14 protein-coding genes are annotated in these 17,568 nt (G+C 39.9%); 6 read left to right on the top strand and 8 right to left on the bottom strand.

Annotation, left to right across the window (positions count from 1 at the left end; all coding sequences use genetic code 11):
- Nucleotides 1-458: 458 nt before the first annotated feature.
- Entirely contained in the window at nt 459-965 is a 507-nt protein-coding gene (locus GD597_RS01045; protein ID WP_171605937.1) for a YkgJ family cysteine cluster protein, read from the bottom strand.
- A gap of 102 nt (nt 966-1,067) precedes the next feature.
- Between GD597_RS01045 and xerD the strand changes: the two genes are divergently transcribed.
- Nucleotides 1,068-1,970, top strand: coding sequence for a site-specific tyrosine recombinase XerD (xerD, locus tag GD597_RS01040; RefSeq protein WP_171605936.1), 903 nt, complete (start codon nt 1,068-1,070; stop codon nt 1,968-1,970).
- A 26-nt stretch (nt 1,971-1,996) separates the two neighbouring features.
- Here xerD and GD597_RS01035 read toward each other — a convergent pair whose 3' ends face one another.
- Nucleotides 1,997-3,937 carry a vWA domain-containing protein gene (locus GD597_RS01035; RefSeq protein ID WP_235954141.1) on the bottom strand — a complete coding sequence of 647 codons (1,941 nt, stop codon included), beginning with the start codon at nt 3,935-3,937 and terminating at the stop codon, nt 1,997-1,999.
- A 365-nt stretch (nt 3,938-4,302) separates the two neighbouring features.
- Between GD597_RS01035 and GD597_RS01030 the strand changes: the two genes are divergently transcribed.
- The 3 genes from GD597_RS01030 to GD597_RS01020 all read left to right on the top strand — a co-directional run bounded on the left by GD597_RS01030 (nt 4,303) and on the right by GD597_RS01020 (nt 7,039).
- Nucleotides 4,303-4,872, top strand: a complete 570-nt coding sequence (locus tag GD597_RS01030) for an RNA polymerase sigma factor (RefSeq protein ID WP_235954140.1) — start codon at nt 4,303-4,305, stop codon at nt 4,870-4,872.
- Nucleotides 4,865-6,130: a carboxypeptidase-like regulatory domain-containing protein gene (locus GD597_RS01025; RefSeq protein ID WP_171605935.1), complete on the top strand. Its 1,266-nt coding sequence runs from the start codon at nt 4,865-4,867 to the stop codon at nt 6,128-6,130. Before GD597_RS01030 ends, GD597_RS01025 begins: the two co-directional genes overlap by 8 nt.
- A gap of 69 nt (nt 6,131-6,199) precedes the next feature.
- Entirely contained in the window at nt 6,200-7,039 is an 840-nt protein-coding gene (locus GD597_RS01020; protein WP_171605934.1) for a DUF2911 domain-containing protein, read from the top strand.
- Between the two features lie 298 nt (nt 7,040-7,337).
- Here the strand turns inward: GD597_RS01020 and GD597_RS01015 are convergent, their stop codons facing one another.
- The 6 genes from GD597_RS01015 to GD597_RS00990 form a co-directional block, all read right to left on the bottom strand.
- A complete protein-coding gene (locus tag GD597_RS01015; protein ID WP_171605933.1) occupies nt 7,338-7,490 on the bottom strand; it encodes a hypothetical protein in 153 nt (50 codons plus the stop codon).
- 103 nt (nt 7,491-7,593) lie between these two features.
- Nucleotides 7,594-8,133 (bottom strand): inorganic diphosphatase, encoded by a 540-nt coding sequence (locus tag GD597_RS01010; RefSeq protein ID WP_171605932.1) that lies wholly within the window; start codon nt 8,131-8,133, stop codon nt 7,594-7,596.
- 255 nt (nt 8,134-8,388) lie between these two features.
- Nucleotides 8,389-8,799, bottom strand: coding sequence for a hypothetical protein (locus GD597_RS01005; protein WP_171605931.1), 411 nt, complete (start codon nt 8,797-8,799; stop codon nt 8,389-8,391).
- A gap of 71 nt (nt 8,800-8,870) precedes the next feature.
- Nucleotides 8,871-9,563 carry a thioredoxin domain-containing protein gene (locus GD597_RS01000; protein ID WP_171605930.1) on the bottom strand — a complete coding sequence of 231 codons (693 nt, stop codon included), beginning with the start codon at nt 9,561-9,563 and terminating at the stop codon, nt 8,871-8,873.
- Nucleotides 9,564-9,575: 12 nt separating this feature from the next.
- Nucleotides 9,576-10,520 carry a LysM peptidoglycan-binding domain-containing protein gene (locus tag GD597_RS00995; protein WP_171605929.1) on the bottom strand — a complete coding sequence of 315 codons (945 nt, stop codon included), beginning with the start codon at nt 10,518-10,520 and terminating at the stop codon, nt 9,576-9,578.
- A gap of 24 nt (nt 10,521-10,544) precedes the next feature.
- The gene (locus GD597_RS00990; RefSeq protein WP_171605928.1) at nt 10,545-11,912 is read right to left on the bottom strand and encodes a methyltransferase RsmF C-terminal domain-like protein; all 1,368 of its coding nucleotides are present in this window, start codon (nt 11,910-11,912) and stop codon (nt 10,545-10,547) included.
- A 313-nt stretch (nt 11,913-12,225) separates the two neighbouring features.
- Between GD597_RS00990 and GD597_RS00985 the strand changes: the two genes are divergently transcribed.
- Together GD597_RS00985 and gltB are read left to right on the top strand one after the other, a co-directional pair.
- Entirely contained in the window at nt 12,226-12,573 is a 348-nt protein-coding gene (locus GD597_RS00985) for a hypothetical protein (RefSeq protein ID WP_171605927.1), read from the top strand.
- Between the two features lie 433 nt (nt 12,574-13,006).
- Nucleotides 13,007-17,533, top strand: coding sequence for a glutamate synthase large subunit (gene gltB, locus GD597_RS00980; RefSeq protein ID WP_171605926.1), 4,527 nt, complete (start codon nt 13,007-13,009; stop codon nt 17,531-17,533).
- Nucleotides 17,534-17,568 lie beyond the last annotated feature (35 nt).

The raw sequence follows: 17,568 nt of genomic DNA, 5'->3' as shown, positions 1-17,568 counted from the left end.
AAATTTAAATGGTGGGGGTACCTTTTTATAAATGCGTTACAATTTAATTAGTTGTACTGATACTGCCGATATTTTGGTCAATTAAGTTTACCTATTCTTAAATTAAGGTAAGAATTAAGCCGAATATCCATCTCGTTTTTCCTCATTGTGTGCGTATACATATATTAATACGGATAATCTAACGATAATGTTTGCTGTGGGTAAAGATAAATATGCGCTGTTTACCCATTTATTTTAACCATTATGTACCCGGCTTTAAGGCCTTGGGCAACTGTACTTGCGTCGCACACTTCAGGGTTCCTCATTTATGGCAACAGAAGCGTACAAAAAAAATTACCAGTTATTGGATTTTTGGAGCTTAAGCAGATGCGCAAATGGTAAAGCTGCAATGTATTCTGCTGTACAAGAGTGCGACGCAAGTAAAGCCGCCTCCCGATTTGCTGCCTGGCCAATACCGGTTATTTGGCATCTGTATAGGCCATTAACTTTTCTACCATTTTATAGGTGGCCGGACAGTATTGAATATTTTGCTGGTGCACATGCACATAATCTACCATTTTCTTTTTGGCCAGGTGTGGAAATCCGGCACAGTCGGCAGGGCGCACTTCGTAAATAGAGCACATATTACTTTTTAGGTCTAAAAACTGGCAGGGCTGTGTGGTATTCATCCAGTCCTTGCTTTTTTTATCGTAGAACAGCCATTTATCTTTAAACTCGGCGGGCTTCATGTCAAAATGGGCGGCAATGCGATTAATATCTTTATTGGTAAAAGTGGGTGTCATTACCTTGCAGCAATTGGCGCAGCTAATACAATCGGTTTCCTGCCAAACTTCTTTATCAATTTTAGCGGCCAGTGGGTCTAAACCACGTGGTGGGTTTTTAGCTAATTTTTTAAGAAAGCGTTTAAAAGCGGCCTGGTGATATCGTACCTTTTGCTTGAATGAACGTAGATTTACAGGTTGCATGCAGTTGTTGCGGTTACTAAATTTTGGAATGATGTTATGAAGCCCGAATTTAGCGTTTATTCATCATCAAAGTTCGCAGTATAAAAAAATCAACAGAAGAAAATGTGGGAACCATATAAAAAAGGGTTTAAGGCCTACCTGCAGTTAGAACGATCGCTTAGCGATAACTCAGTAGAAGCTTACCTGCATGATGTAGATAAACTTACCCAATACCTGCAACTTACCAACAACCATGCTGGCCCCGAAAGCCTTGAATTAAAAGTATTACAGGGCTTTATACAATCGGTGGCAGAGTTGGGGATGACACCCACCTCGCAGGCCAGAATCATTTCGGGCATCAGAAGTTTTTATAAGTATTGTCTTATTGAGCAAATTGTAAGTGCAGATCCCTCCGCCTTATTGGAAGCCCCTAAGTTAAAAAGGGCATTACCCGATTTTTTAAGCTTTGAAGAAATAGAAAAAATGATTGCCGCCATAGACCTTAGCAAACCCGATGGCGGCCGTAACAAAGCCATACTGGAAACTATGTATAGCTGTGGTGTTCGGGTAAGCGAATTAATTGGTTTAAAAATAAGTTGCCTGTATTTGGATGTAGGTTTTATTCGTGTTATTGGCAAAGGCAATAAAGAAAGGCTGGTACCCATTGGCAGCGATGCCATAAAATATATTAACCTGTATAAGGATAGCATAAGGGTGCACCAGCCATTAAAAGAAGGCTATCAGGATATTTTGTTTTTAAACAAACATGGCCGCCCCCTTAGCCGAATTATGATATTTTACATTATTAAGGATTTGGCAAAAAAAGCAGGCATCACCAAAAGTATTTCACCACATACCTTTCGGCATTCTTTTGCCACGCATTTGGTAGAAGGTGGCGCCGATCTTAGGGCCGTGCAGGAAATGCTGGGCCACGAAAGTATTACCACCACAGAAATTTATACGCATTTAGACAGGGATTATCTGCGTTCTACGCTAAATGAATATCATCCGGCATTTAAAAAATAGCCGCCGCGCAGCGGCGGCTATTTTAATTATTTTGTAAGTACGGTTACTTTTTTGCCACTAAGTAAGGCGGCATTTTCTACCATTTGAACAAACTCTTTTCTATACCCCTGTTCATCAGCACCTACTGATTTACGTGCCAAGGATAGGATCATATCATAAGCAGCATCGCCTTTAAAATTAGAATTGCGCAATAACATGCCAAATCCCGCCACTGCTGTAACAAACCTGCAATTTTCTGAGGTGTTTTCGATATTGCCATACTGCTCCATTACCGGGTGTTCTATTAAAGCACTTTTATCTTCATCGGGTTTTTTGTAGCGGAGTTTTATATTCATTAGCTCCTTGCCAAATGCCGTACTGATTTTTTCTTTTTCCGTTGTTTGATACCTGAGCGCATCTACGGTTTCTGTATCATCTTCCTTATTGGATGCAGGTACAATTTCGTACAATGCGGTAACTGTATGGCCGCTGCCTAATTCACCGGCATCCTTTTGGTCGTTATTAAAATCTTCTTTGGCCAGCATCCTGTTTTCGTAACCAATAAGGCGGTAACTTTTTACCTGGGCAGGGTTAAATTCAATTTGCAGTTTTACATCTTTTGCAATGGTAAAAAGTGTACCGCCAAATTCGTTAATCAGCACTTTTTTGGCTTCGTTAATGCCATCAATATAGGCATGGTTGCCATTGCCTTTATCGGCCAGTTTTTGCATTTTACTATCCTGATAATTACCCATACCAAAACCAAGCACCGTTAAAAACACGCCAGATTTTCTTTCCTGTTCAATCAGTGCTTCCAGGGCATCATCGCTGCTAAGGCCTACATTAAAATCTCCATCGGTACAAAGTATTACGCGGTTATTACCTTCTTTAACAAAATTATCTTTGGCCACCTTATATGCCAGTTGTATACCCGCACCACCAGCTGTAGATCCACCGGCGCTTAGTTTATCAATGGCATCTTTAATGGCTGTTACATTATCGCCTGTTGTAGAAGGCAATACCAGGCCGGCACTGCCGGCATACACTACAATGGCCACTTTGTCTTCTGCCCTTAATTGCGTGGACAGCATTTTTAATGAAGCCTGCACCAGTGGTAATTTATTGGCGTCATTCATACTGCCGCTAACATCAATTAAAAATACCAGGTTAGATGCAGGCAGGTTTTCTGTGGCAACTTTTTTGCCTTGCAAACCTACCATTACCAATGCATGTTTTTTATTCCAGGGGCAGGTAGCCATTTCTGTTGTTATGCCAAAGGGTTTATCATCAGTTGGTTGTGGGTATTGGTAAGAAAAATAATTAATCATCTCTTCAATCCTTACGGCATCAATTGGCGGCAATTGGCCGTTATTAATAAACCTTCTAATATTGCTGTACGATGCAGCATCCACATCAATGGAGAAAGTGGAAAGGGGATTTTCTTTTACCCGTAAAAATGGGTTTTCATTTATTTTATCATAGCCTTCGGAGTTGTTGGGTGTATTGAAATAGTCGTTAAAGCTATCCTTGTTATTGGGTGAATAATAATATCCGTTATTTTTATTTTGTTGCACCTGCACACCCGCAAGCTGGCCGGTTAATGTTTTTGTTTTTGCTGATGGGGCATAATAGGATGTATATTTATCAGTGCTGGTGCCATAACCTACCACTACAACCTCTGATAGGGGCGATTGTGAGGGCTTTAGAGTAACATTGTATTGCAATGGAGTACCTAGTTTTATTTCTTTACTTTCATATCCAACATAAGAGATTACTAGTACAGCTTTTTCTTTGTTAACAACAATACTGTACTCGCCGTTTATATTGGTAACAGTGGCGGTTGAAGTACCTTTTACAATAACAGTAGCCGCCGCAATAGGGTTTCCATTTTCATCGGTAACTTTTCCGGTAATAATGCGCGAAGCATCAATAATAAAAGATAGTAAAAGCATACTGCATAAGGCAGTTGCGGCAAATACATATTTCATAAAAAAGTTTTTATTTGTTGATGTAATAAAATTCCTACTCGTGTGCCCGGCTATGACGCATATGGCATCGCCGCTTGCGTCGCACACTTTTACGTTTGGTTATTATGGCAGCACCTAAGCCGCCTGAAATACATAAAATTTATTGGCCAATACAGAACAGATGCAGCCATTGATTTTTTTACATAAGCGGAATGATATTTTTTATTATTTTATTTTCTGCTGCATTATTTTCCGAACCTGGAAGTGAGTGACACAAGCGGCGATGCCATTACCATCTGCAGCTGGTAACATAAAAATGAAGCGCTTATAACGGGCAAAAGAATCACGTAATTTTTACCCTACATTTGTACACATATATATACTGATTGTTACCCATTAAGCACATAGAGCAAGCACAGGAAACCGATGAAGCATTGCTGCAACAATTTAAGCGCAGCTTTGACCAGGATATTCTGGCACGCCTTTTTATGCGCTATTATGAGCTGGTATATGGTACCTGTTTAAAATACCTGAAAGATGGCGAAACAGCTAAGGACGCTGTGATGAATATTTATGAGGAATTGGTGCAAAAACTACCTAAACACGAGGTAGATAATTTTAAAAGCTGGCTATATGTGCTATCTAAAAACCACTGTCTGATGCAATTAAGGGCGGGTAAAAAAATGATTACTGTAGAATTTCAGCCCACACTTATGCAATCAGACGATTTTGCGCATCTTGATACCATATTGGACAGGGAGCAGGATTTTATTAAACTGGAAAATTGTGTAGAACAGCTGCCCGAAGAACAAAAACAAAGTATACAATTGTTTTACCTGGAAAATAAATGCTACAACGAGATTGTAACAATAACAGGTATGGAATGGAATAAAGTACGCAGCCTGATACAAAATGGCCGGCGAAACCTGAAAATTTGTATGGAAACAAATGCCTAACCAACCCGAACATATTATTTATTCTGCTGCTGATATAGAACGATATCTGCGGGGCGCCATGTCGGCAAAAGAAATGCACGACATGGAACGTGCTGCCTTGCAAGATCCTTTTTTGGCCGATGCCATAGAAGGCTTTAATGAAGTGCCCGATTTTACTATTGCTGCCAAACACCTAAACGAAATTGCAGCCCATATACAAGGGAAGCAAACCCAAGCGGTTGTGGTTGCCATGCCCACCAAAAACGGAATTGGCTGGTGGCGAGTTGCCGCTGCCATTGCAGTAATTGCCGGCATAGCTTTTACTGGCTTTTTTATGTGGGACAATAATAATACACCGGAAAATAAGGACATTGCTTTTGTACCACCTGTAATTATAGATACCACCACCAATGTGGCAACCCCCATACCAGATACAGCACAATTACTGGCCCAGCAAATAACTAAAGACCACCAAGCGGCACAATATCTTGCCAACCGAAGTAAAACCTTAGCCAATAAACAGTTACCCTATACAATAGCCACTGACACACCACTTGCGGCAAAACAGCCAACTACAGATGATGTGGCCAAAGCAAATAATACCGATGCACTGGAAACAAAATCGGCTTTTACAAGTGGCAATCCTGCGTATAGTATTCCGGCTGCAGCTATGCCAGCATACGATTCCGGTGCAACTGCCAACCTGCTTAGTTTTAAGGGAAGGGTGCTGGATAACAATCTTAATCCGGTGGCTAATGCTTTGGTAAATGCTACCGGACAAAAAGCCACAGTTACCAATGCTGATGGGTATTTTACCATACAGGCACCTGATACCAGCCTGTACGTAACTATATCCTCTATTGGGTTTAGTCAGCAACAGGCGCAGTTACAGGCCAATGCTGCCAACAAAATAGCATTAGCTCCAGATAATCAATCCTTATCAGAAGTAGTGGTAACGGGTTATGCTTCTAAAAAGAAAGCAAGTATGCGGTCTGTTACTGCTGATAGTGCTTTTCCGGCTGGTGGCTGGGAGTCTTTCCAGGATTATGTATACAAAAAATTGCACCAGAAATTAGACAGCACCAATAATGGCCCCAAAGTAATGGGCAATGTAGAAATTGAGTTTCAGGTAAATGAAGATGGAAAGCCTTTTAACTTTAATATTGTACAATCGCTGGATGAAACGTCGGATAAAAAAGCCATTACCATTTTAAAAGAAGGCCCACGCTGGATAGCCAATACCAAAAGAAAGAAAGCCCGGGTTACCATCCCTTTTTAATATTTTCCCATAATAATAATCAGTACAGCTACTTAGCCTGTATTTTCGCAACTACAAAAAATGTACACAATGAAAAAACTAACGTTGTTATTGGCTGCTCTTGCTTCTGTTGCCATAGCTGTTGCCCAGGTGCAAATGCCTGCGCCAAGCCCCACACAAACCATTACGCAGGATTTTGGTATTGGTAAAATAGTATTAACTTATTCCCGTCCGGCTATTAAGGGCCGCACCCTATTTGCTGAGAACAGTGATCTGGCCCCTTTGGGTAAATTATGGCGTACAGGTGCCAATGCTGCTACCCGCATTAGTTTTAGCGATTATGTAACCATAGGTGGTAAAAAGCTGGATACAGGTACTTATGTTATTTACACCATTCCCAATAAAACAGAATGCACTATAATTATTAACAAAGGTGTTAATAACGCTGGTACCGATGGGTATAAGGAAAGTGAAGATGTAGTTAGATTTAACGTACCAGTTAAAAAAATGGAGGGTGTTGCAGTAGAAAACTTTACCATGCAGTTTGCCAATATTCAGCCAGAGCGTTGCGAATTAAATTTGGCCTGGGGTAATAATGCTATTTCTATTCCCATTAGCACCGAAATTAAAGAACGTATTAAAGCCCAAATTGAAGCTGCTTTACAAACCGATAAAAAGCCTTATTGGCAGGCAGCTAACTTTTATTTTGATTGGGATAAAAACAATGCCAAAGCCCTGGAATATGTAACCAAGGCGGTAGAAGAAAACGCAAATGCTTTTTGGATGTTTTTGTTAAAAGCCAAGGTAGAAAAAGCAATGGGCAATAAGGCTGCCGCTAAAGAAAGTGCAAAAAAATGCATAGAAGTAGCTACAGTTGCCAAAAACGATGATTATGTAAAACAGGCCAACGACCTGATTAAAGGATTATAAACATATAATTTTATCAATATAGCCGTAGCAATAATATGCTGCGGCTTTTTTGTGGGGTATGGTTTGTACCCCGGCAAACCGGTAAAAATGAGGCATTACTTGCGTCGCACTCTTGTACTGTAACAAATATGGCAGCTATTTTATTTGGGACAATAGACTGTTTTTGCCGCCATAAAAGTAGAACCCCGAAGTGTGCGACGCAAGTAAAGTGGCTATTTAACCTGCTGTTGGGCCAACACTAAAAACAAAAAGGTAGCGAATTGCTTCGCTACCTTTTACATATAGTTGTAATGGATAATTACATAATATCCATTGCTTTAGCAAAATAAGTTACAGTGCCTGGTAAAGCCATCCAGAAAAACTGGCGAAGAAAAACAATTAATACAAGCATAACTATTAACCAGAAAAAAAATAATGCCCAGTATTTGGCGGTAGATCTTTTAGCTTCCATGAATGATTCTTTTTGCAAAAGTAATGTTCAATATAATATAAGCATAGTTTATTTACTAAAATATTCTTCGCTTATTGGAAAAGGATTTTAGTAAATGGGGTGCTTATTTAAATGTTTCTTTATATAACCTAATGGCATCTTCAATAATAAGCAAAGCCTGGGCTTTATCTCCAAACTCTTCTACTTTTACGGTTTTGTTTTCGAGTGTTTTATATTCCTCAAAAAAGTGTCTTAACTCGTTAAAGAAGTGTTTGGGTAACTCTTCAATATTGTTAATATAGTTAATAGACTGGTCGTGTGCAGCAACGGCAATAATTTTATCATCAGCATCGCCGCCATCAATCATTTGCATTACACCAATTACTTTGGCGTCTACAATACACATGGGCTGTATGCTATGCCCAGAAAGTACCAGGATATCCAGTGGATCCTTATCATCGCCATAGGTTTGTGGTATAAAACCATAGTTGGCAGGGTAGTGGAAAGAGGAGTAAATAACCCTGTCCAGCTTTAATAAACCACTTGGTTTATCAATTTCATATTTGATACGGGAACCTTGAGGGATTTCAATTACCGCGTTTACAATTCTCGGGGATTGTTCACCGGAATTAATGCCATGCCATGGGTGAAGTACTGTCATCATGATGTTTAGTTTTAGTTAATGGATTGGTGTTTAAAAAAACTGTTCACAGGGTATTGGTACGATCTATAAACAGAGTTGACTATTTAAATACGTTATTGTATTATAAAAATTTTAATTTGTATTATTCCTAGAATTGGTACGGTTAATTTGTGTTTTTCTGGTTAAATGAACTAATTAAAGTGCAAATATACCCGAAAAATGCCGATTTAAGTATGTAGTAGAAAATCTACAGCATAACTTAATAATGGAAACTGCTTAGAGGTTGCCGTCAAAAGTGTATTTAAAATCTACCAGCCAGCTATTATTTCGTAATATAACTTTTACTTTCCGGCCCGTTTTATCGTAAGAGTTTTGGTAATTAATAATATGGGTGCTATCATTTAAAACAGCATCTTCGTTTATAATAATACTGGCGGCATTATATTCCTCTTTTACTGATTTGGGCTCTTTTTCATAATTAATTTGTTGGGTATCCAGCAAATTTTTATTGCGTTCATCCGGTATCATATAATAGGCTGCTTTGGCAAAATCACCCTTTAAACAGCCATCAATAAATTCCCTGCCTGCATCCAAAGCGTCTTCTGCTTTTGGATATACTTTTTCATTGTTACAGGCTATGCAACAAAATCCTGCAAATAGAACAAGAGAAAAAATTATTGTACGCATAAGTTACCTTTCTGATGTAAGAGAACAAATAATTGAACTGGTTATTTACCTGAAATATAGTGTGTAGAATACTATTTACTTAATTGGCTAACCAGCTCTTCTTTACTAACAATACCCTGCTTGCGCCAAACTTCTCTACCTTTTTTATAAATAATAAAAGTGGGTAATGCTGCTACATTAAGTTGTTGCATAATATTGGTATTAATACCGCCATCTACTTTAGAAAGTGTTATTTTACCAGCCATGCTTTGCTCCACATCAGCAAGAACGGGTTCCATTTTTTTACAAGGTGGGCACCAGGTGGCGCCAAAATCAATTAGTACTACATCTGAAGAAATAGTAAGTGAGTTATAGGCATCAATAGTTAGTTGCGGGGTATTATCACCACCTTCAACAGGTTTGTTATCCAGTTTCCATTGGGTAAATCCACCCTGCAGGTTTTCTACGATGGTAAAACCATTTTGTGCAAGCCATGTAGCCGCTTTACCGCTTCTTCCACCACTGGCACAATACACCATAACAGGCTTTGATTTATCCATATATTGTATCCTGTCTTTAAATTGTTCCTGTTGCAGCCAATCTGCCTGCAATGCATTTTTGATATGGCCATTCTGGTATTCTCCGGCGGTGCGTACATCTAAAATTTGTACACCGGGTGTGGCCAAATGCTCCTGAAATGTGGTGGTATTTACATCTTTTTGCTGGGCAGGAGCAGAGCAGGATAAACTGCATATATAAATGGTAATGGCTAAAATACGTTTCATAAAAATTAAAATTTATTGATGATATTCCACATGGAGAGGGAAGCGGTTAGTGCTGATTTTTAAAACGGCAGCAGCAGCTTCGTTTATGCGAAAACGCAGCCCGGTATTCAGTTTCATTTCATCCAATGTCCATAATACTTTAGCAAAAACCACGTTGCCATTATCAGCGGTAATTTTTACAATACTGCCTGCAGGGGCATCATTTAAAAGAATATAATATTTTTTGTCTTCCCATCCACTGGCGGTTTTAAATGTCATTGCATCACCATCTGCCTTTTGTATAGCACCGTATTGCGTATGGTACTCATTTGCAAAATAACTATCGCTGCCATCTTTTTTAATGCCTGCAGGCAGGGTATAGGTTATGGCACTTTTATTTTCAGGTACCGGAACAATGGGTTGTTCTTTTATTTCGGTTGTTGTTTGTTCTTCTGTAATAGTTTTTTGAAGGGCTGGTTTTGAAACAGGTACTGTGATTTGTTTTGTATCCGTTACTATGGTTTTTGCGGCATTGGCAGCAGCAATACCATCCGCACTAACTGCCAGTGTTTGCCCAATTTCAATATGTAAATCAGGCATATTATTCCACTCTTTAATCTGGTCTATGCTTACGCCATATTTTTTGCTTAAAGCGTATAAGGTTTCGCCTTGTTGCACAATATGTGTACTAACAATAGTCTTTTTAGGCGTTTCAGCTGGAGATTTTGCAGCAACTGCTGGCGGTACAATGGTTCCTTCTGCAGGTATTTTAATTTTTACGCCTATTTTCAGCTGGCTTTGTGCATTCATACCGTTAAGCCGCATGATATCACCAACGGTAGATTTATATTTGGCGGCTATCATTGATAAGGTTTCGCCTTTTGCAATTTTGTGGGTGCTATATTTTATTTCCTGTGCAAAACACAACACCTGAAATACCATTAAAAATCCTATTAATAAAAAAATTCTTTTCATCATTTTAATTCATTGCTGCGGGTAAAATTACTCTTTTAAAATTCTCCACTCGGTAGGATAATAATTATTTACCCTGTTGTGTAAAACTTTTACCCATCCCAGTTTTACACCAAGATAATCTATTACCGCCCATCCCTTTATACCATCGGGCAGGGGTATTTCTTTCTTTCTTAGAAATTGCAAAGCAGCTGTAATATCTAATTGAACTATAGGTATGGATGGAGCTAACCAATTGCTAAGTGCAAGGTCGTGGGCTGGCACCAGGTCTTTACCCTTGATAGTTCCAATGGTTACACCCGCTTTTTTTATGTATAAATGCTTTTGTAAATAAGCAATAGCATTATTCCATTTAGCGGCAATGGCAATAATTTCTTCTTTTTGTTTAAACAGAAATAGCGCTTCATGGGCATGCACCCAGGGAGCAGCAAGGGCATTTTCTGTTTTTGAAATGGCTGGTAAACCATAATCTGCATCTGGCTGTATATCGCCGTCTTCTTTTACAAAGCATGCTATAAAAAAGCCTTCCCCTTTAATTTTATCGGGATAAAAGCGGTATCCAAAAGCGCCGGAATTGTTTGACTTTGTTTCAATAATACCCCATGCTGCCTGAATGGGAATTTGGCAGCTGCTCACCGCATGGTTTTGCATTATCCAATCCAAAATATCTTCATCTTCCTGCTGTGAATAGGAGCAGGTAGAATATATAATAATCCCTCCTCTTTTAACGGAGCTATATATATCAGTAAATATTCTTTGTTGCCTGGCACTACAGTGGGCTACATTTACCTCACTCCATTCCGTAATAGCATTATTATCTTTTCTAAACAATCCACTGCCACTGCAGGGTGCGTCTATTACCAACACATCAAAATATTCGGTTATCCTGGCAAAGTGCAGGGGATCGTTATTGGTAACTACTACATTACCCGAACCCCATTTGGTAACATTTTCAGTTAAAATAGCTGCCCGACTTTTTATCACTTCATTGGCAACTACCAAACCATCATTAAAATAGGAAGCAAGTAAAGTGCTTTTACCACCAGGTGCAGCACAAAGATCAAGCACTTTTAACCCATTGGTTTTCTCTCCAATAGTGGTTTCTAATATATGCCATAAAAACATGCTGCTGGCTTCCTGCACATAATAGGCGCCGCCATGCAACAAAGGATCGAATGTAAAAAAGGGTCTTTCAGAAAGATACCTGCCATTGGTACACCATGGTACCATTTCTGTGTTTGGTAAAACTGATTGTGTTGAGGTAATGGGCTTATTGGTATTTAACCTGATAGAAGTTACCTGTGCAGTACTGGCATGCACAGCTTCAAATGTGGTTTTGTTAAAACCGGTTACCTGCTCTAAAGATTGCAGCAATGCCGGTGGTAATGGATAAGCCAATGTGAAAATGATTAAGCCACAAAAATATTATAATACATGAGTTATAATTATTTATTCTGGTGCCAATTGTTTGGTACGGTTGTTAATATTGTATTTGCTGATAAAAGTTTTGAACCCTGAAGTGTGCGACGCAAGTAAAGCTGCATATGGCTTTGTCGCCGGGCTCAACAACTTTTTTCACCATCTAAAATGGAATTGTGTTTTTTTAATTGTTAAAGCGTTTAAAAAGTGTTCAGCCTTTGTAAACCTCACAAAATAGTTGTCGTCTGTTATTTCGTAAACAAAAAAATTACAACAACTTAAAATTTTAATTATGAAAAAGATGCTTTTTTTATTGGCTTGTGTAACAGTAATGGGTGCTGCCACTGTGCATGCACAAACCCCCAACGCAACTTCAAAAAATAGTGTGGCAAAAAACAAGGTGAAAGATGTAAAGAAAGATCAGAAAAACGTAAAAGGCGATAAGGCTGCATTAAAATCCGACAAGTCAACCGCCGCCACCCCGAAAAAGCAAATTGGTAAAGACCGGCTGGCTTTGCGAAAAGACAGACACAATAGAAATAAGGATATAAAAAAAGATGGTAAAAAACTGGCAGACCGCCGTGCCAAAAAACGCGATTCAAAATCTGGCGGAGCAGCTATACCAGCACCGGCAAAATAATTAGGCAGTAAATAATGCGCAGCCTGTAATCTTTAGGTTACAGGCTGTTTTTTTATATACCCGGCAAAAGGTACGCTAACAGGCACCGCTTGCGTCGCACTCTTGTACGTACAAATCTATGGGCAACAAATAGGGAAAATTTGTACCGTAAACCCAAAAGGCATCGGTTGGTCAGGATTGGTACGAGGTTTTTACGGCCCGAAAATGCCGTTTTTTTAGTAGTTTTAGCAGGTACGAAAAATGGCAGAAATATTAAAAAAAACGATAAACCTAACAATCGTTCGGATGCAAAAATGCAGAAAATAGCCATATTTATGCGTTTTCTTCAAGCTTTTGAGCTATTATTTGAAAAGCATCAATAAAATTTGCTGTTTCTTTCGTAATTTTAGCCGATTGCCTGCCAATACTTTTATAATAATTAAGCGAACTGTGTATGAATGAACAAAACAGTACGGTAGGGTTGTATGATCCCTCCTTCGAGCATGATGCCTGTGGAATTGGTTTTGTAGCCAATATAAAAGCAAATAAAAGCCACAAGATTATTTCTGATGCACTCACTGTTCTTGAAAATATGGAACATCGTGGTGCCTGCGGATGTGAGAATAATACCGGCGATGGTGCCGGGATCATGATTCAAACACCACACGAATTTTTCTTCGACGAATGTATTAAATTAGGTGTGCATCTTCCTGCATTTGGCAAATATGGTGTTGGTATGGTGTTTTTCCCCCGCGAAATAAGGCTTCGCGAAGAATGCCGGGAAATATTTAACCGATGTGCCGAGAAATTGGGTTTAGAAGTGCTGGCTTATAGAAAAGTACCTGTAAATCCATCCAATATTGGTCCTACTGCTCTTTCAGTAGAGCCTGAAATGGAACAGGTATTTATTATATGCCCGGATCATATCAATAATCCCCTTGATTTTGAAAAGAAATTATTTGTATTGCGTAATTACGCAACACATACCATCAATAATTCTGTAAAGAAGGATGCTATTGGTTTTTACCTGGCTTCTCTTTCTTATAAGGTAGTTATATACAAAGGCCAGTTAACCAGTACACAGGTAAGAGATTATTTCCCTGATTTGAGCAATAAAAGGGTGGTATCCGCTTTTGGATTGGTGCATTCCCGCTTTGCTACCAATACATTCCCTTCGTGGAAACTGGCGCAGCCATTCCGTTTTATAGCCCATAATGGTGAGATCAATACTTTACAGGGTAACCTTAACTGGCTTAAAGCTGGTGAACAAGGTTTTAGTTCTCCTTTCTTTAGTAAGGAAGAAATGGATATGGTGTTACCAATTGTAACAGCAGGTCAAAGTGATTCGGCTTGTTTGGATAATATGATTGAACTGCTGGCTTTAACCGGCAGGTCGTTACCCCATGTAATGATGATGCTGATACCAGAAGCCTGGGATGGTAACGAACATATGGATCCTGTTAAAAAAGCATTCTACGAATATCATGCAGCTATGATGGAACCATGGGATGGGCCAGCTTCTATCTCTTTTACTGATGGTAAAATTATTGGTGCTACTTTAGATAGAAACGGTTTACGTCCTTCCCGCTATTGTGTAACAAGCGATGACAGGGTTATTATGGCTTCAGAAACCGGTGTATTACCTGTTGATCCATCGATGATTATTGAGAAGGGGCGTTTACAACCGGGTAAAATGTTTGTAGTAGATATGGAGCAGGGCCGTATCATCAGCGATGAAGAATTAAAACAAACTATCTGCTCTCAAAAGCCATACAGCGAATGGCTAAATAAATATAAAATAAGACTGGAAGAATTACCCGAACCAAGGGTAATGTTTACGCACCTGGAATCAGAGCAGATTTTTAAATACCACAAAGCTTTTGGTTATACCACCGAAGATCTGGAAACCATTATTGCGCCAATGGCAGTTGATGGTAAAGAGCCTATTGGTTCTATGGGTACCGATGTGCCACTTGCCATTTTGAGTGATCAGCCACAGCACCTGAGTGCTTACTTTAAACAGCTTTTTGCACAGGTAACCAATCCTCCCATCGATCCGATAAGGGAGCGCATGGTAATGTCTCTGGCTGCTTTTGTAGGCAACAATGGCAATTTATTGGAAGAAGATCCATTGGCTTGCCATACAGTTGCATTAAAACATCCAATTATTAATAACCATGAACTGGAGAAAATCAGAAGTATCGATACGGGTATTTTCCAGGCCAAAACCTTGCAAACCTATTTCCGTGCAGATGGTAAACCGGGTTCATTAAAAAAGGGTTTGGATCGTTTATGCCGCTATGCAGAAGATGCTGCCAACGATGGTTTTGAAGTAATTATTCTTTGCGACCGGGCCGTTGACAGCGACCATGCCGCTATGCCTTCTTTACTTGCTTTATCTGCAGTGCATCACCATCTTATTAGAAAAGGCTTGCGTGGCCAGGTGGGAATAGTTGTAGAAGCAGGTGATGTTTGGGAAGTACATCATTTTGCCTGTTTATTGGCATTTGGTGCAACTGCTATCAATCCTTATATGTCTTTGTCTACTATCCGCGACATGAAAATAAGAGGTAAACTGGATACAGATCTGGATGTAGAGCAGCTTAAAAAGAATTATGTAAAAGCGGTGTGCGATGGGCTGTTGAAAGTGTTCTCTAAAATGGGTATTTCTACCTTGCAGTCTTATCAGGGTGCCCAAATAATGGAAATTATTGGCCTTAACAGAGAAGTGGTTGATAAATATTTTACAGGGGCTACCTCACGTATTGAAGGTATGGGACTGGATGAAATTGCCCGTGAAACATTGATCAAACATTATTTTGCATTTAGCCGTAAAGAAATTCCAATTGAACGTTTGCCGGTAGGTGGTTTATATCAGTGGAAACGCAAAGGTGAATTCCATTTATTTAATCCGCAAACGATTCATCTGCTGCAGCATGCCACAAAAATGAACGACTATCTTACTTTTAAGAAGTATTCTAAAGTGGTGAACGAACAAAGCGAAAAAGCATGTACGCTGCGTAGTTTATTTAAGTTCAAACGTAACAGGGAGCCAGTTTCTATTGATGAAGTAGAACCGGCTGAAAATATATATAAAAGATTTGCTACCGGTGCTATGAGCTTTGGCTCTATTTCCTGGGAAGCACACACTACATTGGCCATTGCCATGAACCGTCTGGGTGGCAAAAGCAATACCGGTGAAGGTGGGGAGGATGAAATACGCTATACCCCATTGGCAAATGGCGATAGTATGCGTTCCTCCATTAAGCAGGTGGCTTCTGCCCGTTTTGGGGTAACCAGTTACTATTTATCCGAAGCAGATGAGCTCCAAATAAAAATGGCCCAGGGTGCAAAACCAGGCGAAGGTGGTCAACTGCCAGGCTATAAGGTAGACGACTGGATTGGCAGAACCAGACATTCTACTCCGGGCGTAGGTTTAATTTCTCCACCTCCGCATCACGATATTTATTCCATTGAGGATTTGGCCCAGCTAATATTCGATTTAAAGAATGCCAACCGTGCAGCCCGTATAAATGTAAAACTGGTGTCAAAAGCCGGTGTAGGTACAATTGCGGCAGGTGTTGCCAAGGCTAAAGCCGATGTTATATTGGTTTCTGGTCACGATGGTGGTACCGGAGCTTCCCCAATCAGCTCCATTAAACATGCTGGTTTACCTTGGGAACTTGGTTTGGCAGAAACACACCAAACACTGGTTAAAAACAAATTACGCAGCCGCGTAGTGGTACAAACAGATGGCCAGTTAAAAACCGGCCGCGATGTGGCTATTGCAGCATTATTAGGTGCAGAAGAATGGGGTGTAGCAACGGCTGCACTGGTGGTAGAAGGTTGTATCATGATGCGTAAATGTCATATGAATACCTGTCCTGTTGGTGTTGCTACCCAGGATCCCGAACTGCGCAAACGCTTTACTGGCGATCCAGACCATATCATCAATTTCTTTAAATTCATTACACAGGAATTGAGAGAAATTATGGCCGAGCTTGGTTTTAGAACCATCAACGAAATGATTGGCCAGGTAGATTGCCTTGAAAAAAGAGATAATATAGATCATTGGAAATATAGCAAACTGGATTTGTCTCCCATCCTGTACAAAGAGCCGGCTTCTGAGTATGTTGGCTTGTACAATACAGAAATTCAGGATCATGGCATGAGTGAATTACTCGACTGGAAATTACTCGCCGCCGCACAACCTGCTATCGACTCATTGCAAAAAGTAACTGCCTCTTTTGATATCAAGAATACCGATAGAACAGCGGGCACTATTTTAAGCAACGAAATATCCAAAAAATATAAGGCAGAAGGCTTACCCGATGAAACCATTCATTTTAAATTTAGTGGTACCGCAGGTCAAAGCTTTGGAGCATTCAATACAAAAGGCGTAACACTCGAGCTGGAAGGCGATGCCAACGATTATTTCGGCAAGGGTTTAAGCGGCGCCAAATTGATTGTATATCCGTTTAAGCAGGCCACTTTTACACCCGAAGAAAACATACTTATAGGTAACGTGGCGTTTTATGGCGCAACAGATGGTGAAGCCTATATCCGCGGTAAAGCCGGTGAACGGTTCTGCGTGCGTAATTCAGGTGCCAGCGTTGTGGTAGAAGGTGTAGGCGATCATGGTTGCGAATACATGACCGGTGGTACAGTTGTTATTCTGGGTGCCACAGGCCGCAACTTTGCTGCAGGTATGAGTGGTGGTATAGCCTATGTATACGATACACAAGGCACATTTGCCAGCATGTGCAATCCCGAAATGATAGACCTTGATCCACTGGATGCCGAAGATGCATCTATTTTAAATGACATGGTTGCTAAACATGCCAGTCTAACAGGCAGCACCGTTGCGCAGTTTGTATTGGCCGATTTTGAAAATCAGCTCAAAAACTTTGTAAAAGTGTTTCCTAAAGATTACAAAAAAGTATTGCAGCAAAAAAAGGCGGCTGTGGGTGTCAGCAAATAGTACTATGGGCATCGCCGCTTGTGTCACTCACTTGT

The sequence above is a fragment of the Limnovirga soli genome, assembly GCF_013106755.1.
Classification (GTDB): domain Bacteria; phylum Bacteroidota; class Bacteroidia; order Chitinophagales; family Chitinophagaceae; genus Limnovirga; species Limnovirga soli.
Note: the sequence above shows the minus strand (reverse complement) of the source record. Positions and strands in the feature narration are given on the sequence as shown.